Origin of the sequence: Dyadobacter arcticus, assembly GCF_011762185.1 — a bacterium.
GTDB lineage: Bacteria > Bacteroidota > Bacteroidia > Cytophagales > Spirosomataceae > Dyadobacter > Dyadobacter arcticus.
In genome coordinates this window covers 1568546-1594508 of record NZ_JAASQJ010000001.1, presented here as the reverse complement: position 1 = coordinate 1594508, position 25963 = coordinate 1568546, and the positions used below count along the sequence as shown (strand labels likewise).

The 25963-nt window shown below is 44.8% G+C and carries 27 protein-coding genes; 22 read left to right on the top strand and 5 right to left on the bottom strand.

Going from position 1 to position 25963, the window contains the following annotated elements; genetic code table 11:
- Positions 1-48 precede the first annotated feature (48 nt).
- Both FHS68_RS06885 and FHS68_RS06880 read right to left on the bottom strand, forming a co-directional pair.
- Positions 49-603 carry an SRPBCC family protein gene (locus tag FHS68_RS06885; protein ID WP_208408186.1) on the bottom strand — a complete coding sequence of 185 codons (555 nt, stop codon included), beginning with the start codon at positions 601-603 and terminating at the stop codon, positions 49-51.
- A 31-nt stretch (positions 604-634) separates the two neighbouring features.
- Complete coding sequence (locus tag FHS68_RS06880; protein ID WP_167268404.1) at positions 635-1162, bottom strand: MarR family winged helix-turn-helix transcriptional regulator; 528 nt, start codon at positions 1160-1162, stop codon at positions 635-637.
- Between the two features lie 272 nt (positions 1163-1434).
- Here FHS68_RS06880 and FHS68_RS06875 point away from each other — a divergent pair, with 272 nt between their 5' ends.
- The 6 genes from FHS68_RS06875 to FHS68_RS06850 all read left to right on the top strand — a co-directional run bounded on the left by FHS68_RS06875 (position 1435) and on the right by FHS68_RS06850 (position 5275).
- A complete protein-coding gene (locus FHS68_RS06875; protein ID WP_167268402.1) occupies positions 1435-2001 on the top strand; it encodes a TetR/AcrR family transcriptional regulator in 567 nt (188 codons plus the stop codon).
- 96 nt (positions 2002-2097) lie between these two features.
- A complete protein-coding gene (locus tag FHS68_RS06870) occupies positions 2098-2460 on the top strand; it encodes a DsrE family protein (protein WP_167268401.1) in 363 nt (120 codons plus the stop codon).
- Positions 2461-2508: 48 nt separating this feature from the next.
- Positions 2509-3426, top strand: coding sequence for a pyridoxamine 5'-phosphate oxidase family protein (locus tag FHS68_RS06865; RefSeq protein WP_167268399.1), 918 nt, complete (start codon positions 2509-2511; stop codon positions 3424-3426).
- A 107-nt stretch (positions 3427-3533) separates the two neighbouring features.
- On the top strand, positions 3534-4079 hold the full coding sequence (locus FHS68_RS06860; RefSeq protein WP_167268397.1) for a carboxymuconolactone decarboxylase family protein: 546 nt from the start codon (positions 3534-3536) through the stop codon (positions 4077-4079).
- Positions 4080-4244: 165 nt separating this feature from the next.
- Positions 4245-4658 (top strand): nuclear transport factor 2 family protein, encoded by a 414-nt coding sequence (locus FHS68_RS06855; RefSeq protein WP_167268786.1) that lies wholly within the window; start codon positions 4245-4247, stop codon positions 4656-4658.
- Positions 4659-5047: 389 nt separating this feature from the next.
- The gene (locus tag FHS68_RS06850; protein ID WP_167268396.1) at positions 5048-5275 is read left to right on the top strand and encodes a hypothetical protein; all 228 of its coding nucleotides are present in this window, start codon (positions 5048-5050) and stop codon (positions 5273-5275) included.
- 65 nt (positions 5276-5340) lie between these two features.
- On the opposite strand, the gene FHS68_RS06845 is transcribed toward FHS68_RS06850, so the two are convergent.
- Positions 5341-5796 carry a DUF8737 domain-containing protein gene (locus FHS68_RS06845; RefSeq protein ID WP_510185964.1) on the bottom strand — a complete coding sequence of 152 codons (456 nt, stop codon included), beginning with the start codon at positions 5794-5796 and terminating at the stop codon, positions 5341-5343.
- Here FHS68_RS06845 and FHS68_RS06840 point away from each other — a divergent pair.
- Both FHS68_RS06840 and FHS68_RS06835 read left to right on the top strand, forming a co-directional pair.
- A complete protein-coding gene (locus FHS68_RS06840; RefSeq protein WP_167268392.1) occupies positions 5795-6070 on the top strand; it encodes a hypothetical protein in 276 nt (91 codons plus the stop codon). The genes FHS68_RS06845 and FHS68_RS06840 overlap by 2 nt on opposite strands.
- Before the next feature lie 34 nt (positions 6071-6104).
- The gene (locus FHS68_RS06835) at positions 6105-6962 is read left to right on the top strand and encodes an SDR family oxidoreductase (RefSeq protein WP_167268390.1); all 858 of its coding nucleotides are present in this window, start codon (positions 6105-6107) and stop codon (positions 6960-6962) included.
- Positions 6963-7603: 641 nt separating this feature from the next.
- Here the strand turns inward: FHS68_RS06835 and FHS68_RS06830 are convergent.
- Positions 7604-7834, bottom strand: a complete 231-nt coding sequence (locus tag FHS68_RS06830; protein ID WP_167268388.1) for a hypothetical protein — start codon at positions 7832-7834, stop codon at positions 7604-7606.
- 319 nt (positions 7835-8153) lie between these two features.
- Here FHS68_RS06830 and FHS68_RS06825 point away from each other — a divergent pair, with 319 nt between their 5' ends.
- Positions 8154-8501, top strand: a complete 348-nt coding sequence (locus tag FHS68_RS06825) for a PadR family transcriptional regulator (protein WP_167268386.1) — start codon at positions 8154-8156, stop codon at positions 8499-8501.
- Positions 8502-8523: 22 nt separating this feature from the next.
- Entirely contained in the window at positions 8524-11214 is a 2691-nt protein-coding gene (locus FHS68_RS06820; protein ID WP_229211788.1) for an ABC transporter permease, read from the top strand.
- A 448-nt stretch (positions 11215-11662) separates the two neighbouring features.
- Here the strand turns inward: FHS68_RS06820 and FHS68_RS26720 are convergent, their stop codons facing one another.
- Positions 11663-11863: a recombinase family protein gene (locus FHS68_RS26720; protein ID WP_374757500.1), complete on the bottom strand. Its 201-nt coding sequence runs from the start codon at positions 11861-11863 to the stop codon at positions 11663-11665.
- 295 nt (positions 11864-12158) lie between these two features.
- Here FHS68_RS26720 and FHS68_RS06810 point away from each other — a divergent pair, with 295 nt between their 5' ends.
- The 12 genes from FHS68_RS06810 (at position 12159) to FHS68_RS26715 (ending at position 25790) form a co-directional block, all read left to right on the top strand.
- A complete protein-coding gene (locus FHS68_RS06810) occupies positions 12159-12830 on the top strand; it encodes a hypothetical protein (RefSeq protein WP_167268382.1) in 672 nt (223 codons plus the stop codon).
- A 791-nt stretch (positions 12831-13621) separates the two neighbouring features.
- Positions 13622-14395, top strand: coding sequence for a hypothetical protein (locus tag FHS68_RS06805; protein WP_167268380.1), 774 nt, complete (start codon positions 13622-13624; stop codon positions 14393-14395).
- A 63-nt stretch (positions 14396-14458) separates the two neighbouring features.
- Positions 14459-14992, top strand: coding sequence for an RNA polymerase sigma factor (locus FHS68_RS06800; RefSeq protein WP_167268378.1), 534 nt, complete (start codon positions 14459-14461; stop codon positions 14990-14992).
- 6 nt (positions 14993-14998) lie between these two features.
- Entirely contained in the window at positions 14999-16534 is a 1536-nt protein-coding gene (locus FHS68_RS06795; RefSeq protein WP_167268376.1) for a hypothetical protein, read from the top strand.
- A 1147-nt stretch (positions 16535-17681) separates the two neighbouring features.
- Entirely contained in the window at positions 17682-18665 is a 984-nt protein-coding gene (locus FHS68_RS06790; RefSeq protein ID WP_167268374.1) for a hypothetical protein, read from the top strand.
- Positions 18666-19182: 517 nt separating this feature from the next.
- A complete protein-coding gene (locus FHS68_RS06785) occupies positions 19183-19746 on the top strand; it encodes a Crp/Fnr family transcriptional regulator (RefSeq protein WP_167268372.1) in 564 nt (187 codons plus the stop codon).
- Positions 19747-19835: 89 nt separating this feature from the next.
- Positions 19836-20207, top strand: a complete 372-nt coding sequence (locus FHS68_RS06780) for a hypothetical protein (RefSeq protein ID WP_167268371.1) — start codon at positions 19836-19838, stop codon at positions 20205-20207.
- A gap of 28 nt (positions 20208-20235) precedes the next feature.
- Positions 20236-20670, top strand: a complete 435-nt coding sequence (locus FHS68_RS06775; protein ID WP_167268369.1) for an esterase/lipase family protein — start codon at positions 20236-20238, stop codon at positions 20668-20670.
- 711 nt (positions 20671-21381) lie between these two features.
- Positions 21382-21933 carry a hypothetical protein gene (locus tag FHS68_RS06770; protein ID WP_167268367.1) on the top strand — a complete coding sequence of 184 codons (552 nt, stop codon included), beginning with the start codon at positions 21382-21384 and terminating at the stop codon, positions 21931-21933.
- A 1323-nt stretch (positions 21934-23256) separates the two neighbouring features.
- Positions 23257-24825 carry an IS21 family transposase gene (istA, locus tag FHS68_RS06765; protein WP_208408184.1) on the top strand — a complete coding sequence of 523 codons (1569 nt, stop codon included), beginning with the start codon at positions 23257-23259 and terminating at the stop codon, positions 24823-24825.
- Positions 24826-24850: 25 nt separating this feature from the next.
- Positions 24851-25582 (top strand): IS21-like element helper ATPase IstB, encoded by a 732-nt coding sequence (gene istB, locus FHS68_RS06760; protein WP_167268365.1) that lies wholly within the window; start codon positions 24851-24853, stop codon positions 25580-25582.
- Positions 25583-25622: 40 nt separating this feature from the next.
- A complete protein-coding gene (locus FHS68_RS26715; protein WP_208408182.1) occupies positions 25623-25790 on the top strand; it encodes a DUF4113 domain-containing protein in 168 nt (55 codons plus the stop codon).
- Positions 25791-25963 lie beyond the last annotated feature (173 nt).

Sequence of the window (25963 nt, the reverse complement as noted above, 5' to 3'; positions counted from 1 at the left end):
AGGGCGGCATGGCCCCAAATTGATTCCGTATCACTTGCTTTCCGGTTGTCAGTAATAGTTGATCCCGTTTTCCAATGAACCGAAGTACTGTTGGGCACCCGGAAGTATCTCCGTTTTATAGGCTTCGGCTTGTTGAGTCGCCGTTGATCCGTCTGGATATTTAGCCCGTTCAGTGATGGTAAGTTCACTTTGGGTTTTTCCAAGTGCTTTTACACGAAACGACACCTGAGCTATCTCTGCCCGGTTCGTTAATTCATATTCGACCAAGTCATATCCCTTGCCAGGCAACCACGCCAGAATCTTCCGTTCGACGGATATACCTCCGTAATAATCAAGCATATCCATCGAGCCTTTTCCCGACCAGCCGGTGGTCGTATTGCCTTTGGCGAAGGCATGAAGGTTGGCCAAGTGGCCAGGGGTTGCCAGCAACGCCCAGACTTGCTTTGCCGACGCGTCAATGACGCGGGTCACAGCAACAGGACGGGAATACTTAGCAGGAGCTTTTGACTGGGCGGAAACACCCGGTACGAGCGCGACGGCCGATAGTAATACAGCGACAAGGCTCACGGGGCATGTCCGGGTAAAAAATTGATTGCAAAACATGGTTGAACTTGCTTAAAAATGAACTGATTAGTCAATGGGTACTGAAAGCATCGTCCTGAGTATGCATCGGGCAGTCGGCACGAGAGCATAAATCAATGTCGCAATAGCGGCAGATGCGCCCGTCGTTTTCGTGTCCGTCGGGAAAGTTGGTAAGCATTTTGTTTACTAATGCGGCCAGCGTTCGCTGCTCATCGCCGGTCAGCACGTTCAAAACAGTCTGCATCTGGGTATCGCGCTGACGGTAAAAATCGGTCAGGATGTTTTCGCCCGCCGGGGCGATAAACAGGGCGTTGGAACGGCTATCTTTGCCCCGTTTTTTCTCCAGCAGGGCCATTTGCCGCAACTGCTCTACTACCCGTACCAGATTGGAATGCGACAAATCAAGGGCCTGACTCATATCCTCGACCGTTGCGCCGGGAAACGAATGCAGAATCACTAGTACCGACAGTTGCGAATTACCGACCGTCTGCGTCGGGATCAGATCGCGCTGCAGACGGTCAGAGATGGCGTTGGCTAAGGCACCCAGTCGGTTGCCGAGTAAAAGTTGAGTATCAGTCATACGATGTGCAGTCAGACTATAAAGGTTGGCGTAAAGGCAATCGTGGAAAGGACCATTCACAAGTTTATTATATGCATAACACATACATATAATTTTTTGTTCCAATGACGTGTGATTTTAGGGTCATTTTACTTCATATCCATCCTGGGGTACATTTAGCAACGGATTTTAATCGATTTCATCGCCTTCCATAGCATATCAACAAAAAAATTACAGCACCCTGAACTTTTTAACCGAACGTTCGGTTAAAAAATCATAAATCTACTATTGGCATGGCTTCGGTAAAGGTGACAAACGATGTGGTAATTGAGCAACTCCTATCCGTTTTCAGAACGGTGGGGTACGACGGGGCCTCGATGGCTCAACTCGCCGAGGCTACGGGCTTGCAGAAGTCCAGTCTCTACCACCGGTTTCCCGATGGCAAACAGGCCATGGCCGGCGCCGTGCTGGATTATATCGACGAGTCGAGCAAAACCGACGTGGTGGCCGTGTTACTGAACACCACATTGCCCCCAGCTCAACGGCTAAAAACGGTACTGACGGCGATCAATAACCTGTATAATGGCGGACAGTTGAGTTGCGTGTTGCGGGCCTTGTCGCTGGGATCGGCGGCTGAGGTGTTCAGGAGCCAGATTGCGGGAATCTTTACCGGCTGGATCACCGGCTTTACCCGCTTAGCCCTTGATCTGGGCAAGTCCCAACCGGAAGCCAGCCAACTGGCTCAGGGTGTGGTTATCGGGGTGCAGGGTGCCCTGATTCTGGCCCAAACCCTGCAACAGCCTACCGTATTCGGGCAGACGCTGGCCCGGATCGAAGCTGATTTTTTAGCCCAACTATAACCCGAATTTTTCTGTAAAGGGATTTTTGCGGCCAGAATATTTACCGAATGTTCGGTAAAGTTTAGTTATACTTTTCACCAAAACCACTGATACGCCATGAAAACGGCTTTAGTTATTCTCTCCGCTCCCAAAGCGGGAACCGATGATGCCAACGGCAAACTTTTTAATGCCCTGGCAGCCGCCTACGATTTTAAACAAGCGGGCGAGGACGTTTCGATCCTCTTCCAGGGAGCCGGAACGCGCTGGCCGGAGCAACTCAAGAATCCCGAAAACCCGTTCCACGCGCTGTTCAATGCCGTTGAAGACAAGATTCAAGGTGTTTCCTGTGGCTGTGCCGATGCGTTTGGAGCTAATCCATCGGGCTACGATCTAGTGACGACCAACGCCGTGCCGGGCACAACGGGCCTGCCCAGTTTTGTGAAACTGCAACAGGACGGCTACCAAATTATCACGTTCTGAACCCGCCTGCCCGACAGCCTTCAAAGAACCCCTTACTCACTTTCAGTCATGAACACAACCAATCCTTTTCATCCCGGCGAACGAGCGGTGCAGGCCCGAACCGGCGAAGAACAGAAAGCGCGACGAAACGGGCTGATCATCGCCGACCGGATTCCCAACGGCGCGCTCAACTTCGTCAATAAACAGCCGATGGTTGTGGCCAGTAGCGTCGATGGCGACGGGCAAATCTGGACCTCGTTGCTGGCGGGTAGGCCCGGCTTTATCGTTGCCGAAACGCCGTTGCTGGTCAACCTTGATACGAACCGGCTGGTATCGGCCCGCGACGATATTTTCTGGGCTAATGTCGCCAATAAACCTGCTGTGGGTCTGCTGTTTATCGAACTCCGGTCGCGCCGACGCTTACGGGTCAACGGCCGGCTGGTGATGAAGGGAAGCCAGTGGCGGCTGACGGTAGGCGAGGCTTTTGCCAATTGTCCGCAGTACATCCAACGGCGCGAGATGGAAATAACGGCCCCGGTTAGTTTGCTCGATGCGCCAACCGCCACCGGCCCCGAACTGACCGATGAGCTGACCCGCTGGATCGAACGGGCCGACACGTTTTTTGTTGGATCGGCCCACGATGCCGAGCACATTGATACGTCGCACCGGGGCGGTAATCCGGGGTTTGTGCGGGTCGAAAACGCCCGGACGTTACTCGTTCCCGACTACCGTGGCAACAGTATGTTCAACACGCTGGGCAATCTGGCCGTGAACCCTGTTGCCGGGCTGCTCTTTGTCAACTTCGACACGGGCGAAACCCTGCAACTCACAGGCCGGGCCGAACTGCTGTTTGGCCAACCGGGACAGGCCGACGATACCGGCGGCACGGGCCGGCACTGGCGGTTCCAAATCAGGAGCTGGCGACAACAGGCCAGTCTGCGGAGCATCGAATGGACGTTTGGCGACTACTCGCCGTATAACGTTTAAAATCAGCACTATGCCATTCCGGAAATTCATTGGTTTGGCTTAGTTCAGTGCGCATTACCTGTTCATTTTTTGCTCATATAAAACCAGTGTCAAATCAAATCAAAACCATGACAACATTCACCGTTCCAACCCGCGACCAGGTATCGCCCGCATCGCAAACCGCCTTCGACGGACTGCAAAAAGCCATCGGCTTCGTGCCGAATCTGTACGCCACCATTGCCTATTCAGACCATGGCCTGCCGAAATACTTAGCCTTTCAGGGGGCCAAAACATCGCTCTCGAACCGGGAGAAAGAGGTGGTAAATCTCATCGTGAGCGAAGTCAACGGCTGCCGCTATTGTCAGAGTGCCCACACCACCCTCGGGAAAATGAATGGCTTCTCGGACGATGAAATCCTGGCGTTCCGGCGTGGCCACAGTGCCGATGCTAAACTGAACGCGTTGGTGACGCTGACCAAAGACATCACCGAAAATAAGGGCCGGGTGTCGTCCGAAAACCTCGATGCGTTTTACGCGGCTGGCTACACCAATGGTAACCTGGTGGACGTGATTTTGCAGGTAAGTGATAAAATTGCCATGAACTACCTGCACAACCTGACCGAGGTGGCGATTGATTTCCCGATGGCATCAGTTTTGGAGACCGAAGCTGCATAACTGTCAATACCGATTGCGGTACACCATCCAGTATAGTGTACCGCAATCAATCTATATAAGAATCAAATGGAGCCAACCGATGGATTTGATGATGTCCCTTTCGTAAACGAAGAATGTGGCGACACGATGTGGGACGAGACTTTACTAAACCAACTCACTAACCCAATGGAACAACGACCACCCTTGCCGCCGTTTACACTTGAAACGGCCCGCGAGAAAGTACAAAAGGCCGAAGATGCCTGGAATACCAAAGACCCCGAACGGGTCAGTCTGGCCTACACGCCAGACACGGAATGGCGCAATCGCACCGAGTTTATTAACGGGCGCGACGAAGTCAAAGCCTTTTTGGCCCGTAAGTGGGAAAAAGAACTCGGCTACCGGCTCAAAAAAGAACTTTGGGGATTCCGCGAAAACCGGATGGCGGTGCGCTTCGAGTACGAATGGCACGATGCCGACGGGCAGTGGTTCCGTTCCTACGGCAATGAACTCTGGGAGTTTGACGAAAACGGCCTGATGGCCAAACGTTTCGCCAGCATCAATGACGCGCCGATACTGGAAACCGAACGGCGCATTGGGTAGCACCAGTTTTGGCATCTGATACCAGTTGAGAGTAGGAATAGTTTTTTGTACAGCACGCGCATCTTCCCTTGCCATCAGACCGAACGCCCCATGACAGACCCCAAAAACTTATTTGGCAACCGGCTGGGTGCGTTGGCTAACGCCATTTCGGACCGGCTTAAGCGCGAATTGATCCCCACCGTGGCCGTGGCTAACTCACAGGTGTCGATACTGGTTATTCTGCACCCATTTCCCGGTTTGAGTATCGAAGACCTTAGCCAGGCACTCGATTTATCGCATTCCAACTTGGTGCGGGCGGTGGGGGATGGGTAGGTGCGCGTGCTGGACAAAAAACCGGGACGCGATGCGCGCTCAAACGCGCTATTCATCACCCTGAGCGGGAAGCCATATTGACCGATTTCTACCGGCAGCGCGACGCGCAGATGCTGACCGTGCTGGCCCCACTCACGAGCAGGAAACGCTGGCCAACAAGATGCTTACCAACTTCCACGATGGCCCGGAAAACGACGGGCTCGTCTGCCGCTAGTGCGGCATTGATTTCTGTTCCCGAGCCAACTGCCAGATGCACACCCAGGACGATCTTTCCAGTACCCATTAATTTATCCGTTTATTTTTAAATCAACGTCAACCATGTTCCGTTATCAATCGCTTACCCAAGTAGGCATTAAAGTGCCTTGAAGTATCAGGTCGTTTGTCCTTTGATGATTTTCCGGATGGAAACTAAGTGCCCAAATAGAGCAAGGGGCACAATGAATGTGGGGAGCCAACTGAACGGGAAGTAAGAAATGGCTACATTAGGTTGATCGAACGCAAATCGCTGAAAAGGCGTAGGGGCGGACAACAGCCCATTAATGACAATGTTCTGCAATAGGGCTAAGCATATGAGATTCCAGATTAACAACAGGCCCCTACCCTGCTTGCTCTTTACCCTTGCCAAACCAAAATAAGCTACAAATGGAGCTGTAATGCCAGAAAAGATATCGGGGTTCCTGCCCTCAAATGTCATTAGTTCTGGGATTGCTTTGTGCCAGGAAAGCCATAGTAAAACTAGTTCCACGGGAATTCTAATCACAGTTAGATAGGTAAGGTTTACTAAGGGCAAACTGTCCATAAACTGGCGTCCGGCCGAGATAACCATGATGGAGAATATCACCAACATGGCGGGCAAGATCACGGTGAGTCAGCAACACTTATCAGAACTGCTCGCGCTGGATGGGGCCAGCCGTGCGCAGTGGGCCTTGCTGACTGGTGGCAAAGCCTTTGTGCTCTACGAACGCCTAACGCCGGAAATGAGCAGTATAATCACATTCCTGGTGCAGCTTGATACTGAGGCTCCCCTGGCGCTCTTGGTATGTAAGACCAAAGCCCAGGAATTATTTTACCTCTTGTTGCGTAGTAGTAGGAATACGTGACTTTTTTCGACTTTTTTATAACGCAAAGTATCCTATGAAAGTGCTTGTAGTAGGTGCCACGGGCCACTATGCTCATCTAATAGTGCCCGCCCTGGTAGCCCAGGGAGTAGAAGTACGCGCTCTGGTGCGCAAGCCCGACCAAGCTACGGGTGCCCGGCAGTTGGGAGCCGCCGAAATTGCAGTGGGCGACTTGCGCGACACGGCTAGCCTGGCAGCCGCCGTCCGGGGCGTGGACGGGGTGTTTCACCTCGGACCAGTCTTCGCACCCGACGAGGCGGCTATGGGAGAGCGAATGGTAGCGGCGGCCCAGGCGGCGGGTGTGCGCAAGCTGGTGTTTTCCAGTGTTATGCATCCCTCGCTGCCGCTAAGCAATCATGCCGCCAAGCGCCCGGTTGAGGCAGCGCTTTATGAATCGGGGTTGGAATTTACGGTGCTCCAGCCGGCCATGTTTATGCAAAACCTGGCCGACAGCGTGCATCAGGCGCGCACCAGCGTGCAATTGGTGATGCCTTATTCGAGCCAGGCCAAGATGTGCTACGTCGACTACCGCGACGTGGCCGAAGTAGCTGCCCTGGCCTTTACCACCGACCGGTTGCGCTACGGCACGTTCGAGCTAAGTGCGCCCGGCTTACTCGACCGACCGCAACTGGCTACCCTGCTCAGTGAGGTGCTCGGGCAGCCGGTGGCGGCCGGCGAAGTGTCGCCCGAGCAGGGGGTAGCGCAAATGGGCCTGCCGCCCGGTCCCCAGCACGAGGGGATGCTGGCCATGTTCACGCATTACAACCAGTACGGTTTTGCGGGCGGCAATGCGCTCGTTCTGGAAGCCATCTTAGGCCGGCCGCCGCGCTCCCTCCGCCAGTACTTGCAGGAACTGGCTGGACAAGCTGCTTGACCTAAGCGGATTTTTATCGCTGTTCCTGCCGCCGGGCGACAAGCGCTTGCAGGCTAACCGCCCATCACCCGATTTCTTACCAATTCCCCTCACCCTATGACTACCCCTGCTTCCATCACTGCCTTGCAAGCTGCCCTCACCGGGGCGCTGCTACAGCCGAGCGATGCTGGCTACGACGAGGGCAGAGCGCCGTGGCTGCGCATCATCGACCAGCACCCGGCCCTGATTGTGGAGGCCGCTACTACCGATGATGTAATGCTGGCCATTACCTACGCCCGCACTCACTCCCTGCCACTTTAGAAATAAATATGGAATAGATAGTTTAAGCCGTTTCAGAAATTTTGGTCAAACGTCTTTCAATGAGGTAATTACTTTTATAAATGCCGTTGAAAGTTTATAAATTTAACGCAAAAACAAAAAATAGCCTGAACAAAATAGCGATCTATTTTTCATAATTGACACTTCACATAAACTCTTGCAATCCAAAGGGTTACAAATTAATGTTAACCAATTTTTGCACAATCTGCGTTGTCAGATAACTTTTCTTATGTTAAATAGAAGTTTCGGAGAGCTGAATCTTTTCCTACCCTGGCTGATAGATGTACACGCATTTAAATTGGTCTTGGAGCAGCAGATCTGAATCATAGCCAGCTACTTAAACCATAATGAGCATTCAGCAAGTGAGTGAAAATTTTAAAGAAATGTTGCTCTGTTACTTCTTTGAGCCCGCTTATCGAGGACAGTTCAAGGGCTGACGCGGTGCGCTGGATCACATTGAGCAATTCCTCATTTACCTCAAAACTTCCATCAAGCAGCTCGATCCTAACCATGGCATCTTCGTTGAAAATAATCGGTTCTGTTTGTGCTTCCATTTTGAGTGGTTAATATAGGTGTAAGTTAAGAAACCAAATCAATTTCTGGTTTACCCCGTGTTTCGTTACGCTGTTGTTCCGAATTAGATCACGCTTTCCTCACGGTCAGGCCTTAAAATCTAACAACTGATCAAACAGCGCAGTTTAGTTATCATCAAACATTTAACCGTCCAAACCCGCACAAATCTGTCCGAAAGCGAACACATCCAGAATCCTTAAAATTAAAAAAGGGGCCTAACGGCTCTCAATTGACGTTTATTAAAGGTGGCATGTATTTAATATACAGAAATAGATAATATAAAAACTAAAACGCTGCCGTATGAGACGAAGCGATCTGGGAGAATTTGAGGAAATCGTATTGCTGGCTGTCGCGGCGATGTCGCCAAAAGCTTATGCTGTGGTGATTGCAGAAGAATTGGAAAAGGAGACAAAATATCCTGTCAGCACGGGGGCCGTTCACGCGGCTTTGCAACGATTGGAAGATAAGGGCTATTTGAGTTCATCATTTGGTGAAGCAACCCCTGAACGTGGCGGACGAAGAAAACGTCTTTTTACCGTCACAGGATATGGTGTGCGCATTCTAACTGAGGCAAGGGCGGTACGCGATAATTTATGGGACCGTATACTGCCTGAGGTTTTGTCAAAAATAGGGCTTGATCTTTCCTGAACCCACTTTAAACCCGCTGGACATGTCATCTAAAAGTTATATAGGATCTGAAATGCCGCAGCCACCCAAATGGCTGGACCGGCTTGCCCGATGGATTTGTGCACCGCATCTTCGCGAAACGCACATTGGAGATCTCCAGGAACGATATGCTTTACGCGTGAGTCGATTTGGCATAAAAAAGGCTAGCTCTTGGTACAGAAGAGAAGTGCTTGGCCTCATCAGGCCATCCATCATGAAGAGGCAAAAACCATCTCATTCTTCGCAAACTTTTTTCAACTTTGATATGCTGGCAAATTACTTTAAGATCGGTTCCCGTGTTTTGATCAAAAATAGGGGCTATTCATTTATACATCTGGTTGGGCTGTCTATTGGCTTATGGGCTTGCATGATGGTGGCAACAGTAGTGATCGACAGCCTCTCTTATGACAGACAATGGACGAGAAGTAAGGATCTTTACCGGATCGTGACCGTCAATAAACGAGGAGAAGGTCTATACGAGCGTGCATCCAGCTCCATGCTCAGTTTGGCTCCTGAACTGATGAAGAACTACCCGGAGGTGGAGAGTTATTCGCAACTCTATGTAGGGCCGGTGCATTTGAAGTTCACGGAAGACGAGGACAATGGCATTAAAACCAACGTGCTGCACATGGACACCACCGCGTGGAAAATGCTGGATGTAAAGATTTTATCTGGTAATCCAGGCCGATATCAATCGGGCAACAACAATATCGTTATTTCAGAAACTTTTCGCGATAAGTTTTTTAAAGGGCTGGACCCTGTCGGGAAAATCGTAGAAGACATTCCGGATTACGGAGATAAGGCAAATCCCTATTTGATAACCGGTGTGATAAAGGACCTTCCCTATAACTCACACCTGCGGGCCGATATTATTTTGCTTCACAAGAACGCGGCCGAGTCATTTACCACGGGTGGCGCTTACACACTTACACAGAATTACCTGCTGATGAAGACAGGTACGGATATGGGCGAATTTCAAACAAAAATGAATGCATGGTATAAGGGTCTTAAGGTAAACGACCGCGATGATACCTATGAGTTTCAGCCCATGGAAGACATTTATCTGCATTCGGATTTTGCCCAGAGACAAAGTGTAAAGGGAAGTGCGAGAACGATATATATTTTTGCAGGAGTGGCATTGTTACTGTTGTTTATTGCTTGTGTCAACTTTGTAAACCTGAGTACGGCACGAGCATTTTCCAGATTAAAGGAAACGGGTGTGCGGCGGATTCTGAGCGGCTCGCGTTACCAATTGATGATGCAGATTCTAACAGAAACATTCCTTCTTTTTGGTGTATCGGTTTTGATGGCGGCTCCCGCTTACTATCTTTCTCTACGGTCCGTGGAGTCTTTTATGGGACATAAGCTGGTGCAGACCTTCACGTCCAATCCGTCACTGGCGGCGATTGCCTTCGGTATTATACTTTTTACTTGCCTGTTTACAGGTCTTTATCCCGCATGGATGATTTCAGGATTAAAGCCGTCGGACACCATACGCGGAGTATTTTCTTCATCCACATTAAGGCAAAACTGGCTTCGGAAAGGACTGGTTGTCTCACAGTTTTCAATTTCAATTGTGGTGTTAATTGCTACGATTGTGGTGAGGCAGCAACTCAGTTATATGAAAAATAAAGACCTGGGTTATAATAAAAATAACCTTTTAGCAATCAGGAGTGTATCTTGGGAAGGTAAAAGCGACACATTTAAAAGTGAGGTAAACCGGATTCCCGGCGTGACCAGTTCCAGCATAAGTCAATGGTTGCCAACCGAAGGAGGCGGATTCATGACCACCGAGGTGGAAGATCCGACGAATCCGGAAAATAAAGTAAAAATATTTTACATTGCCGGAGATCTGGATTTGCCGCAGACGCTCGGTCTACGTTTGATAAAGGGAAGATTGTTGAATTCAAGATTTGGTTCTGATGCCATCAACGCAGATTCGCTGCAGAGTGTAAATTGGAAAAAATATATAGAGGCCGAGTCGCAACAAAACTCTCTGATGACGGAATCCGCAGCGAAAGTTTTGCAAATAAGCGAACTCGGAGAACAGATTAACAATGCAAGCACGGTTCCGGTTGGTGTTGTTGGGAACTTTAATAATGAATCCCTATACGAAGCCATCAAGCCGACTATTATTGTAGCGCAGCGCTCCGCCCGGCACGGCGGCATGCTCATTAGAACTGAGCCGGGCATGGAAGCGAAGGTCACTAATTCTCTACAAAAGCTTTGGAAGCAATTTCACACAGTCAAACTTTTGGAAATCAATTGGGTGAAAGATTTATTAACCAAACAGTACGAAACTGAAAGCAAACTTCACCAACTGTTTGTGTTTTTTAGCAGTCTGACGATGTTTCTTTCTGCTTTGGGAATTTTCGGATTAGTGGTTCAAGCAGCAGAACAGCGAGCGAAGGAGGTTGGCATTCGTAAAGTACTCGGCGCATCCATTGCCGGAATTGTGGCATTGCTGTCAAAAGATTTTGTTAAGCTCGTAGGAATGTCCATTGTGATTGCATCACCGATCGCATGGTACGGTATCAACAAGTGGTTACAAAATTATCCTTACCGGATCGGCATAAACTGGTGGATATTTGCAGTGGCTGGTTTTGGTGCTATTTTCATTACAATGATCACAGTGGGCTTTCATGCAGTTAAAGCTGCTATGAAGGACCCTGTGAGGAGTTTGAGGAATGAGTAGGGCGGACTGACAGCCCTCTTAGATATAAATAGGCATTGCCGCTGGTTAAAACGGATTTACGCTGATCCGAGGATTTTAGCCTTAAATTTTCAGTCATGAATCTCACGAATTTACCTGAGGGTCCGCCGTCAAGCGAATTCGTGAAAGTTAGTGTAATTCATGGCAAAAAATACCTTTAAGTCTACGATTCTAGGGGCAATAATTTGGCAACCTGTGAATCAGAGTTCCCAGTCAGCGTCATTTACTAATCCTTTTTACCCGTACTTTCTAACGCCCACCACACAAGGACAGGCTGAAAGAATAACCGCAAAAATCGCTTGCTATCTGTGTCTAGGCCAAACCCGTCTCGGTGGTTGAAAAGCTGGGGAGGCCTTTGGCGGGAAAGCGGATCTGCCCATGTTGAAAATCAGTGATCAGCGTAATGAGATCCTTGAGTGAACGACCAAGCCTATCCAATTCCGAGTATTGTATCGCCTGCTCGCGTCAATTCAAGTAACTCCCTGAGCTCACGCCTCTCTTTAGCAGAATAAACTTTTTCTTGAGAGATTCTATCATACCCTGCCTTTCTCAGACCTTCAAGTTGAAGATCTAAGTTCTGATCATGAGCGCTCGGCCGCTGCCGTCGAAACCCTGGCGTACCGAATATCATTTTCACTATCTCAAAAATTCAACTCAAGATCATAAATTGAGACGTTGATTTTTGAGATAACATTTTAAGACTGATATACATGAAGTTCGGGAATTCGCATTGAATTCATTGCATTTCTCTAAAATCCGACGTTTCGTGAGACAAAATTCTTCGGCAGTATCTTTCATTTGTACCTATTTAAAACAGGATGGTCGTTGCTCAGATTTGAACTGGCAAGCTAGCGTTTATGAAGATATTCAGAAAATCAGTTGTAATTTGTCCAAACACTCATATGAACATAATCTAATATATTGGCATGGGCAAATATATGAACCGGATTCAAATTGGAGCACATTATACACGAAGTCAGCATCCAAACATCCGGGAGTTTCGTTCAGCTTCAGGTCTTGTCAACAATCTACTTTGGCACATGCAACCTAGAAAATTGACCTATGAGAACATCAGTGTCCTAGGTATCACTGTAAGCGACCAGGGTGTAGAAAATTCCCGGGAAGACCCTCACATATATCGGTGGTTGAACGGGGTAGTGGAATGTCAATATCACAATTTTGACTTTGTTGCCTTTTCAGACCTCTCCGTCTTCGACCGCAACACTGCAGTATTGAATTTGGTACGCAAGTCATTAAGCGCGGTATATACAACGGATAGCGATCAATTACACACCCTGATATTGATGACCAACAAAATTGAGGAATCTAATTTCAACTATGAAGCAGAATCAAAAAAACTATCAAAAAGCAACAAAGCCTTAAAATTGAGCTGTATTTTAGTAGCTCGTGTAGATCACAATGGACAAAACGCATTTCTTAGAGTTAAAAATGATTCTGGCGAGATAATATCAGAAGTTCATCTATTAACAAACAATATAAACGAATTTCGCTACAATCTGCATAAAACAAAGTGGGTTGGTAGTCAATTTCATATATACCAAAAGACTGGTCAACTCTTTAAAAGCTTTTCCTTTTAACAAGTTTGAGGAGCTTTGCAATATTAGTTTTCATAATTAGCCTATAACGTAATAATTTTTTAGGCGAGACGATCAGAGAAGACGGTCCAACGTGAGACAATACACGCTCTCATGCCTAAAAGGATATTACCGCAATTTTCGAAATTTTTTGAGACAGCAGGAACAAATGACCCATCCTGAAAATTTGGCAATTTGTTGATAATCCTGCTTATTTTACAAGCGAAGTATTAATTTTTGGGTCTTCAAATAGCCTTCCTATGCTTTTCGTGGCCGATTGGTATTCTGATAAAATGTGCCCAGGCTGTTCAATATTCGCGAAATCTTAGTGCTCAACTCGGCGACCTTAAATATCTAACTAAAATGGGTAGAAGACTTGACCATAAATTACTGATTGATCCAACGTGTACACAGGAAATATTATCTATATCTTGAAGTGTTGCACGTTTGAAAGGATCAGGCGATGTTTCATCGTCCAAATGCCCAACGAAAGTATGACAAACTTACCCATTTCAATTTTGTAGAAAAGATGCCTTGTAATTGGTTTCAGTTGTATCTCCCAGTCACCAATCAGAGAGAGGTCAGGATCCAATGTGAAACAGTACGTGGAACGGTAGAGTTTTCAATCAGTCTCAAAAAACGAACTTTTGGCTTTTAAAGTGAAATAAAGCCCTTAAACCAATTTTTCTAAAATAAATTTGCCATCTCACCCAACCTAGCTCCTGCTGGTTGTAGTTTATTTTATTGACAACAGTAGCTTGTCTTTGTTCTCTAAAACTTCAATACCAATAGTCATGACACAAAGAAAAATCGTAATTGGAATTATTTTGCTGGCATTTTTCCAACTGGTAGCTTGTGAAAGAAATGATGTTGATTCGACAAATTCGACAGATAAAATCGACACTTCTCAACAGGAAGGAATATTCGTGGCTGGCCTTACAATCGTACAAGAAGGAGAACCTGTTCTTTTTGCATTAGAAAACTATTTATCCCCACTCGATTTTCAATGGAAAATTTCTCCAAAACAAAATGTCCGGGTAGAAAAAACTAACACCGTCGCTGAAGTTTATTTCCCACAATCAGGTAAATACACCGTTACTGCACTCGACAGTATTTCACAGGATTCCGTTTCGTTAATAGTAGATGTCGTCATTTATGAACCGGGATACAATAATATACAAATACTTCACCATTTTGATGCAGACGATATTTTAAGTTTGACTCCCATCACATTTGCCGATTCCACATTTCACTTGGAAATTTTGGCAGAAACAAAAAACAGTTATAAATGCAATAACAATTACCTGCTCTTTTCCAGCAATAAAGTTCACGATACGTTTGTATACAATTTCCTCAGAGTGATTAGTCCGGCAGGTTGTACAACGGAAAATGCAAAATCAAAACGATACATTTATACCAATGAACCGATAGTAGATGGCAAGATTTACAATCTCGAAATCACTTTTAACAAAAAAAATTATAAAGGATCTTTTACAAGAAATGGAGGAAAATACCAGTTCACATGGCCTTATGATGATGGAGTAATTTTTACTACGAAGACATTATAACGTCAACCTAACAAAATCTAACGCCGGCACGCACTCACCTTTGCCGGCGTTTAGAGCATAAGCTTGGACGATTTAAAGGAAATATTAGCCGGTTGCCGACGAAAAGAACGTCAGAGTCAGGAGAAATTGTACCGACAATTTTATCCCGTCCTCTTTGCTTTATGCAAAAATTTTTTTGAGGATAAACATGAAATCGTAACGGCAATCAATAACGGAATGATGAAAGTTTTTAAAAATCTGGATCAATATGATGCTGCACAAGGCGAATTTTTTAATTGGATGTATACAACGGTTAGAAATGCCGCGCTGACATTACTCCGGGATAAAAAAACACAGCATTTTGATTATGATGAAATTGATGAAAACATGTTTTTTGAAGCCAGAGAAAATCCGTTTCAGCAACTGGATTATGATGATATTGAAATTTACATGAGCCAGCTACCAATGGCGACGCGCCGCGTTTCAAGTCTTTATTATCTGGATGGGTTTTTAGTGAAAGAGATTGCAGAAGCACTAAATATAAGTGAAGGGACGGTAAAATGGCATTTGAGTGAAAGTCGCAGCAGACTGAAAATTATATTTGAAAAGTCAATTTAACAACTTTTGAGCAAGAAAAACCTACATATTAAAAAGTACCTCAAGGGTAAATTTCCTGAACCGGAAGTTCGGGCAGATGACGGGTGGGCGAACATGAATGATATGTTAGGCCGAAATCTTGTTCCAGATACACAAATCTCATCTGTCGATAAATTAAAATTTCTTCTTAAAGGCGGATTGGGAAGTATAGCTGTAATTGGAATTGCGACATCAATTTGGCTTTCGGTGCCCGAAGAAAAGAAGAAAAGTATAGAGCACAGAGTTAATATAATCGGTTTGGACAGTTCTAATTCTGTTCAAAGTGTATCTGGCGTCACACAGAAAAAACTAACTTCAGCCAAAATAGACCTGAAAATAGATAGTCCACAACAATCCATAATCATAAAAGAACATGAGGAAGGAAAATCGGGTCCACAACATTCTGAAAGACTTACCTTAACAAATAGTGCTGCTAGCATTTCGCAAGAACCGGTCAGGTCAAAAACGGAATCAAGCGGTTATAACCATAGTCAAAAACTACATAACGGGGGGAACGATCCCTCAAAAAGAGAATTTACCAAGTCATCTTCTTTTGAACATACGAAAGCGGATTTCAACGTAAATCATGGCCAACCAAAAAAAATAGGCGAATATTCCGGTATAGCGGAAAGAGTTGAAAATATGGATTCAAACAGACAACAAAACATAAAAACTCTCACCAATTTGCCTAACAACCTGACCCGATATAAGCCTTTTAGTTCGGGAGAAACGGAAGAAAACAAATCAGAAACAATTATTGCTATTTCAGAAAACAGGCTGCTATTTTTCGCTAAAAACTTAATTCCTAAATCTGTTCGTTTCCATAATGCTGCAATAAAACAGATTCGGCCAGTTTCTTATAATCAGCCTGTTTCGACTCTTGATCAAAAATCTAACGAAAGTATAAAGTCATTATCTCAAACATTGCACGTTGGTTTGGAATGGAATGCCTCGTCATCCTTTCACAGTACCAAATATATTTTGAAAGGAACGGATAGTTTAAGCAAGCCGTATTTGTTATTTATCCCAGGAATATGGATAAGTAAGGACATCACTGAAAAACACCTACTTAGATTTAGTTTTTATGCCAGCCAGCCTTTTTACGGAGGATTTAAAAGAGTTCAGCGTACTGGTTCTGATTCCTTATTGTTTCACAATAATATTGATTTGATTAAAGCAACAGGAATCAATTTGGCATTACAGTATGAGTATTGCGTTTTCCAAAATATAATGGCATCTGCCGGCTTCTCTTACAGTCCACTCCGAAAAGCCCTTGCGCAGAATAATTACGAAAATTATCAGGGAGAAGAACGTCCATTGCAAAAACTTGTCTTGAACAAACAGAACATAAATCAATACATGCGTACAAATTTGATTAGTTTTAAAACAGGTTTAATGTTTTCTCCTGGCCGGTATCAGATCGGGATCAATATGCTCATACCAATTTCAAATCTATCCCTGACGCCAACTTCTTCGCTAAAAACCATAAATGGCCAATTCTTTTTAAGGTTTACAGTCAGATAATATTGTTTTAATAATCAAATTATTTTTGAAATAGCATTCTCACAATATGATGGTGGGTTGTCTGGAATACTACATGTAAGATTACTCCTTCTTGCAAGCACAGACCTTCGAAGAAGGAAACGAAAAGGTATTTTCAAAGCTTGACCAACTGCTTTACAATTCTTTGGAATCGCAGATGGTAAAGAACGGGGAATCTTGGGTGCTGTATCCTTTTAGCTATCAAATTCCGTCAAGATTTGGTTGGTAAAAGTTTTGAATCATAATTTATTGATCTAATGAAATATCTTGCGCTGTTACTTCTGTTTTTTTCCTGTAATTCGACTGAAAAGCAGAAAGAAGACTTCCCAACAGAAGAAGGATACTTTGGAGTTCATCGAATATAGGGATTTTGAAGTAGCTTTCAAATCCGGTAAAGACGTCAAGCAATTAAGGAACAGTTTCGATTTTGAGTCAATTCTGGTGCTAGACTCAACCCGGGCAAAAGTACTTTTTGAATTTGACCCGCAACTAAGGGAGAACTTAAACTACGCTTCGGCCGCGGCCAAATTGCGCGAGTCAACAGTTGGGTTTGTGACTGACTTTGAGAGTTTAAGAGATGTGTTGCAATGAGAGAAATCAAGGCGTATAATCTTCAACTGTATATATGGGGAAGAAGCCTTAGAATCCAAAAGATATAAGGTAAATAATCCTATCTATATCAAAGGAAATGTGGCCATTGTCCAAATTGTCGATATAAGTTCGTTTTCTATTTCTTATATCAGCTTGGTTAATGGAGTGGTACAGATAAACTTGTTGGAAAGTGTGATAGAGGACTAATTCGTACCAGATTTGCGTTTAGTATCAGCAATTAACTACATCGGAGGAGCGTATCCAGCCTTAACAGTAGTAATGGTAAGCATGTTCCTATGGGATATGTCTCAGAAAACCCTCGAACGTGAGACAAAACACCCTTTGACCTGCCTGTTCAGATCCATCGCAATTTTCGGACCTTTTGTGAGTTTGTCAAATAGGCCCTACGAGTATATTCTCCAACATACTTACTCTACAACAATACAAAATACGTAATGCGCATTTTGTATTGAAACTGCGTCAATCGGCGAGTTAGAGGTGACTGTGCTGACCCTGCCCTACAAGTACGACACATACCATGAAGAATTTAAAAAATTGGAAAGGACTTATTTATGGTATTGCCTACGGACTTGTTTCAAGAGCAATATTTGCATTAGAGGACTTTCGTGGCGGCAATCCAATATTTCCAACATTTGGGCTTATGACAATGTCGTTTATGTTTGTAGTTCCGTTTGTTGTTGGACTTATTACAGCTTACCATCAAGACAGTATTACAAGTTCAAGAAAAATTGCAGCGATAACAATGCCTGTTTTTGCTATTGTTGGACTTATAGGCATTTCAGTTCTTTCAGGACACGAGGGAATTATTTGTGCGTTGATGGCTTTGCCAGTCTTTTTGTTTATGGTATTGATTGGCGGACTTTTCGGAGTAAGAATCTTTAAAAGAAACCGAAAAAAATTATATGTTTCTGCATTTGCCTTACTACCTTTTCTATTTGCACCATTAGAAAATCAGTTGGGATTAACAGATAAAATATTTACAGAACACACAACTGTTGAAATCGACGCAACCAATCAACAAGTTTGGAATAACATTACAAGGGTTACAAAAATATCAGAAGAAGAAAATAATCATTCCCTCTTTCAATTTATGGGTTTTCCAAGACCTATTGAAGCAGAACTTGACACCATCGCTGTTGGAGGAATCAGAAAAGCAATTTTCGCAAGAGGCTTGTTTTTTACCGAGACCGTAACAAAAGTAGAACGCTTAAAAATATTAGCGTTTGACATTAAAGCTGATCCAAACTCAATTCCACCAAAAGCATTAGATGAACACGTTTTAGTTGGTGGAAAATATTTTGATGTTTTAGAAGGAAAATACGAAATTGAAAAAATAAACGACAGCAAAATCATTTTACATTTAACATCACAATTTAGACTTTCGACAAGGTTTAATTTTTATAGCGGACTTTGGAGCAAACTAATAATGAAAGACATACAAGAAAACATTTTAGACATCATAAAACAAAGAAGTGAGGCAGGCCAAAACAGCAGCCGCTAACAGGGGTTTTGCAATAGTGGGGCTGACAAACAAAGGCTCAACTATTGTAGCTTTTGTGCAAGGGGTGGGCTGACAGAATTCTATTGCATCGCAAAGTGCTAATCTGTTACCTGCAAGCGTAGCGAACCACACAACCACGACTGAGAAATTGCTCCTTAGAGCAGTCTTCACTACACTTGTACTATCCCAAGAGTTTCTCCAAAACTGCTTTCCCCCCTCTTGTTCTGTGTTTTCTCACTTAACATACAAAGGGTTATCCGAACGTAAATTCTGACAATCTCAGAAAACCCTCGTTTCGGGAGTCAACGGCGTATAAACCAACGTGACGCAGAATCGAAATATGGAATTTCACATTTTTGGTGAGATGTTTTCGTCAATGCACCCGTTTACACCTGCCAAGGATTTGTTTAAGCTTATGTAATGTTGCGATAATAATACAGCTGCTTCTATGGCGTATCTTTGGAAAGCGATAGCATCTGGCACGACAAACAATTAACCTAAAAATTACTTTTTCGCTGTGAGCCTTTTTCTGGACTATCTGGACACCCTAGCCCCGCTGGATCAAAGGACGAAGGCGTTGGTCGAATCTGCCGTTAAAGTTTCCGTTGTAAAGAAGAAAGAATTCCTGCATAAGGCAGGCACGGTATGCCGCAAGTTTCATTTTGTCGAAAGCGGGATATTAAGGGTCTATTATTACAAGGACGGAAAAGAAGTCACAGCGTGGTTCGCTTTCGAAGGAATGACCGCCAGTTGTATCGACAGCCTTTTCACCGGGGCTGAAACATCTTATTACATTGATGTAGTAGAGGACGCGAAAATCCATACTGTTCATTATGACATCATCGAAAGGTCGTTTGTTGACTACCCGCTCCTAGAACGGCTTGGCAGGCTGATGGTAACCGAAAACTACCTGCTGCTTGACCAGCGTATGAAAATGATGGTGTTTCACTCCGCCGAAGAACGCTACAAAAACCTGTTGGGCGATGAGCCGCTCGCTTTGCAAAAGATTCCACTCAACTACCTGGCCTCTTACCTTAACGTAACACAGGAAACGCTGAGCCGTATCAGGGGTAAAAAGTAAATTTCATGATGCAAGGCGCTTTTTGATTTTTGTCAAATGAATTTTCATGGTATGTTAGCAGCTTTGGATTCAAATCTGTAAGCCGTCTAATGAGAAGTCTCATACTACTGTTTATCGTATTCATCATTGTGGATCGGATCGGACTTATGGCCAATGTCGCCATCATGAACCCGGCAACGGCTAACATCCCGTACAGTGTGGGCGGAATGCTAGAAGCTTTTGGTTTTATGCTAATGTTGGCCTTCTGGTACTGGATAGCAATCTATTCCGGCTGGATAATCGCGAACTTAATGCTAGTCTTTTTCTTCGAACATTCTATTGTCAGGTCGATCAGTGCAGGGTTATCCCTCCCAATTGCATACCTATTTTTCGGTACAACATGGTTTTTAACTGTTTGGCACTTGTTAATGGGAGCAGTATTCGGTTTCCTGTTTCACAAATTTGTCAACAACGGTCAGTGAGCGAACTTATCATTTACCAAACATTCAGATGCTAAATACTTTGATTCTGGTACATGGGTTCATGGACACAGGGAGAAGAATGGCTTGGATGTCAAGGCGTTTGCGGGCGTTAGGATGGAAAGTTTTAGTCCCCTCCTTGCAGCGTAGTAACGGAACTGAGACCATCGAGAAGCTTGCCGAACATCTCCGTCTTTACATTATCGAAAATACACTAGAAAGCGAACGAACTGATCTTGTTGCTTTCAGCATGGGAGGCCTTGTGTGCAGATACTATCTCCAGCGCCTGGGTGGATTGGCTAGAACGGACAGGTTCATTACCATCGCGACCCCACATAACGGCACCTTAGCTGCCTATTTTCTTCCAATCGTTGGGGTTAAGCAAATGCGGCCCCAGAGCGCTTTTTTGGACAACTTAAATTCTGATATCAATCAACTACAGCGACTTGTTTTTGTTTCATATTAGCCCACTCGACCTCATCGTTTTCCCGGCGAAATCTTCGGAAGTACAGATCGCCCGGAATTTAAAAATATTTGCATTATTGCACCCTTGGATGATTTTTGATAGCAAATTATTAAGTAAGATTGTCTTGGTTTTGCATAATCCGGTTAATAGCATGGTGATTGAATAGTGGGAGGATAACTACATACTAGGAGAGAGAAATTATAGGTTTAGATTTTTATTGTAACTCTCCTTTTGTCAGACTTAGGCGTACAAACCTCCGCCAGTCTGAAATCGGTGTGAATATTGAACGGGGTTTGCGGCTATGAATTTATTCGCAAGACGGCCTATACATTGGATATATGGACAAATCGTAAGAGGTACAATGCGTCGCAAAACCCTCGAACGTGATACTGTGTGTCGCCTGGCCGTGTTAGCAATCGCAATGAAGCAAATTTCGGACGTGGCTGTTGCACAACTCTGATTGTTAAATATGCTGGCATTTTCTTCACTTGAAAGCCCATGACATTTTCATAGATGGGTATGCAAACTTTCGCTCTGCCATATGAAGCATCCTGGTTACGATCTTCGGTGATCGAACTACCGAAGGTCTTGTACAAATGAGTTGTGCAACAGCTACGGACGTCATTTGAGACGAATAACTCAGTTCATAAGAAATAACAATTGCAGTAGGTTCAAAAGTTTAAGTTGTTTAATTTAACCAACTATCAACTAATGAAAATGACAACCCTTAAAGCACTTGTAATGTTTATCTGGATGATTTGTTTGTCTAGATTTTTGCATGCCCAAGATTTGTCTCCGAAACGCAAATTTGAGGCAGTTGATAAGAGATCGAGCAAAAGAATGGACTTTGAAGAATGGGTTCAGGAAGGCTTATCTAATGGCCGGGCTAAGCCGTGCGAGCCAACTTTTGGCTATTTCATATTTAAAGTAAAGAATTCAGGCGAAGTTGATAGTCTTCAATACTTTGGTACCCTAGAGAAAACAGTCTCTAAGCATATTTTGAATCGAATAAGACAGTCAAAGGGCGGCTGGATAACCAAAGGTAAAGCTGACCAGTCAAAATACGAATGGTTTTTGTATCCTTTCTTTGATTTTGGAAATGAACGGTATACTACTTCAAATTGCTCACCGGAAGAGAAGGCAAAGCAGAAATTGTTACTTGAAGTGGAAGCTAACCTAGCAATGGTCTGGGTAATGACAATGGGGAAAAATATTAGTTTGATAAATACCTCAAAAAATGGAGGTGGGTATATTAAGCTTTGACCACTACCCGGCGAAGCCGCTTCTCCAGAACGAAATGAAAAAAAGTGTCTTCTCCTTGTACTTTCCGAAGAACTTTCACAAACCAACATCAGGCCCTCGTTCGGTATTCTGTCATTTAACATAAAAAGGGTTATCCGACCTTCAAGTTAGTCAGTCTCAGGAAACGCTCGAACGTGAGACGCCACCTCGCCAACCTGTTCAGATGCGATGCAATTTTCGGAAATTAATTGCGACTAAGTCGATCAGTCTGACTTACAACAAGGTTGACACCCTAGTTCTTTGGCTTTACCTGATAATCAATCTCAACCTCGCGCTCCCCTTTTGGTCCGATTGCTCCGATGGCCACACGTTCAATTTTGACGGATCGCTCGTCTAGTTCTTTTTTGGCTTCCTTTTGCTTTTAACCTGTCTGCCATTAAGATAGTACACTGTGCTATCTGCTGGATAGTTGAATGCATTCCAATATCTGTCTAATATCCTTGTCTCGGTAATCACCTGCTGATAGTCACTACTCGATTTACGCGGTGCCACATAGTCAATGATTTCACTTTTATTCCCTCGAATTTCTTCATATCTAGGGAAATGAGAACTATCCTTTTTATTCTGTGCAATACAATTTGTCAGTATTGCTAAAACCATCAAAAGAGCATTCGAAATGATGCTTGATATTGATTTCATATCAAATTGAAGATGTTTTTAAACAAAAACGGTTCAGCTTCATCAAACAATGTAAAACTTGCAGGCTTCTCTGATCCGTAGCTTCTCCGGAACGCAATAGGAAAAGTGCTCTCTCCTTGTACCTTGGTAAGAACTTTCACAAATCGGGACTTAGGGTCTTGTTCTGTGTTTTCTTTATAATGGGTTAAATTAAAAGATTGTACAAAAAGTACCGCGATTGAACTGTACGTCTAACCTTCTGATTAGGAAATAATTAGCTAAATGGGGTGAAGAAGGACGTACATTAGCAAACTGATATTTCTCCAAGCAGACGGCTATGAAACTATACTTTTTAATGGGGTTGCTTACCCCTTTCCTATCATATGGCCAAGTCGATCAGAAGGCACAATAGATATTCCTGCGAAAGTACTCCGGTGTTCCTGGGCAAAAGACGCCATTAATTCCTGAGCAAAGTACGCCACTGGTTTGCTGAAAAGTGTCGGATTTTTTGACAGGATATATACATGGGTCCACGGCTGAAAAACCCGTAAAAGCATGTATTCCTGCGCAAAGTACGCCACTTATTCCTTGGCAAAGTACGCCACTGAGCAGAGAGTTTAACCGCCCATTACCATATTGTTTAGGTGTTACCTAACCCCTTATGGAATGGCCAATAGACTCCTGAGCATGCATAAATTACGACAGATACTTATTTTTCTGGAACGAAGGGTATCGATTCGCAACATCGAAAAAGAAGTAAAGATATCAAGGAAGACCATTGGCCTTTACCAACAGAAATTCCTGCAAACTGGCCTTGGGTTCCAGCAGCTTCTGCTCGTCAAAGATCAAGAACTGGAACGTCTGATCAACGTTGAGCGGGCTAGCATACCAGAGGATACTGACCCCAGGAAAGCCCAGTTTTATGGTCAGATCGACTATTTTACCCATGAATTGAAAGATACCGGTGTTACCCGGTTACTTCTGTGGGAGGAATATATCAGGGAAAATCCGGGGGGCCTTCAGTACTCTAGGTTCTGCAAACTTTTACAGGAACATCTCAAAATTGCCCAAGCCTCCATGCATTTTGAGCACCATCCGGCAAAGATGATGCAGGTGGATTTTGCTGGCGACCCTCTATATTTTGTGGATACTTCAAGCGGTGAGCTTATCGCATGCCCTGTCTTCGTGGCTGTATTGCCTTTTAGCGGATACGGATATGTAGAAGCCTTGCCGAACATGAAACTGGCCCAGGTCGTCAAGGCATTGAACAACGCATTGGCCTATTTTGGAGGCGTGCCCTTGGGGGCCAAATCCGACAATATGAAACAGTGGGTATCGCGTAGCTCGCGTTATGAGCCCGCGTTTACTGACATGCTGGAACAATGGGCAAGCCATAACCATATTGCCCTTTACGCTGCCCGCCCACATAAACCCAAGGACAAGGCAGCTGTGGAGAACTTTGTTAAAATCACTTACCGTCGCATTTACGCTCACTTACGTAACGACACCTTCCATAACTTGGCCAGCCTCAATGCAGCCATTAAAGAAAAGCTGGCATTGCATCACCAGATGAACTTCCAGAAAAAGACATTCAGCCGCCTGGAATTATTTATGGCCCAGGAAGCCCCGCAGCTTCAACCTTTACCGGAATCACCCTACCAAGTCAGGCACTATACCAAAGCCAAAGTCCAAAAGAACTACCATGTGGTCATTGGCGAAGACTGGCACTTTTATAGCGTCCCGTTCCGCTACATCGGCAAAGAGGTGCGGATAGCCTACTGTGAAGACACCGTCGAGATTTATCATGACAATCAGCGCATAGCCCTGCACAGCAGGAATTATCGGAGCCATGGATATACCACCTTGAAAGAACATATGCCGCAGTCTCATCAGGAAGTGTCAAGGCAACAAGGCTGGGACCCGGAATACTACCTGAGAAAAGCCAGTGAAAACGGACCCTGCACTTTTGAGTTCTTTAAAAAAGTCATGGACAGCAAACTGATCATTGACCAGTCCTATACTTCGTGTCTGGGCCTGTTGAGACTGATCAAATCCTATGGGGCCGTCCGGATGGAGAAAGCCTGCAAGCGGGCTTTAACGGGTTATAAGTTCAGTTATATCGCTGTGAAAAACATCCTGGACCATAACATGGACCTGATCGAGGACTTGGAAAGCAAAGAATACCGTATTCCTGAGCACCCTAATCTAAGAGGGCCCGAATCCTATCAAGAATAATTATTATCACTATAACCTGTTCAAAATGAATACACAAAACACTCTGGACCTGTTAAGGTCCCTTAAACTGGCCGGGATGGCCAAACGCTATGAGGCGGTTCTCTCATTACCTGTCCACGAACTGGTCGATGTCCATTCCCTGGTTGGCGTCATCACGCAAGCAGAAGTCGAATATCGGCAACATGCAAAAACCTCAAAGTACTTGAAGGCCAGCAAACTCCGCTACAATGCCCTGCCGGAAGACATCCTGTGCACACCCGACAGAGGGATTACAAGGGAACAAGTTCTGAGGTTATCCGACGGAATGTTCATCGAAAAGGGAGAGAATATCTTGATAACGGGTGCTACCGGATGTGGCAAGAGCTTTTTGGCCTGCGCCTTGGGCCGTAGTGCTTGTCTGCTGGGATTACGGACCCAGTACTTCGGGATGAACAAATTCCTGGACGCCCTGGCGCAAGCCCGGCTTGACGGCACCTATCTGAGATGGATCAGGGCGATATCAGCAAACAAACTGTTGATCCTGGACGACTTTGGGTTAAAGCAACTGACCAACGATGCTAGGATCGCCCTGCTGGATATACTGGAAGACCGCTACGGCAATGGTTCTACAATCATAACCTCGCAACTTCCAGTGGACAACTGGTACAACTTCATAGACGAGCCAACGCTCGCTGATGCGATCATGGACCGGCTCTCAGCATCCGCTCATAGAATTGCTTTAACTGGAAAATCGCTGAGAAAAAGAAAAAATCAGTAAGTTTAAATCATCACTCTCGCTCAGTGCCATTAAGCCACTTTTGGGTGGCGTACTTTGCTCAGGAATTAATGGCGTCTTTTGCCCAGGAACACCGGAGTACTTTCGCAGGAATATCTACTTGACTACTCGTTGGAAGATGAAGCAGGATAAATTATCGCCGCGATACAGCACTCGTATGCAAGAGATCATCACTATTCACGCTAAATAAAGGCTCACACACTGATTCTTCTAAAACCGCTGCAAAGGCGAATAAAAAGGCTAGGAAAATTCCTAGCCTTACGATAGTTGCATCCGACATTCTTCAAGCAGTGAAAAAGCTAATCGCCTTTTTTATGCTTGTGCGGTTTTAAGGAAGGCGTATTGCCCGGAGATTCTTTATTA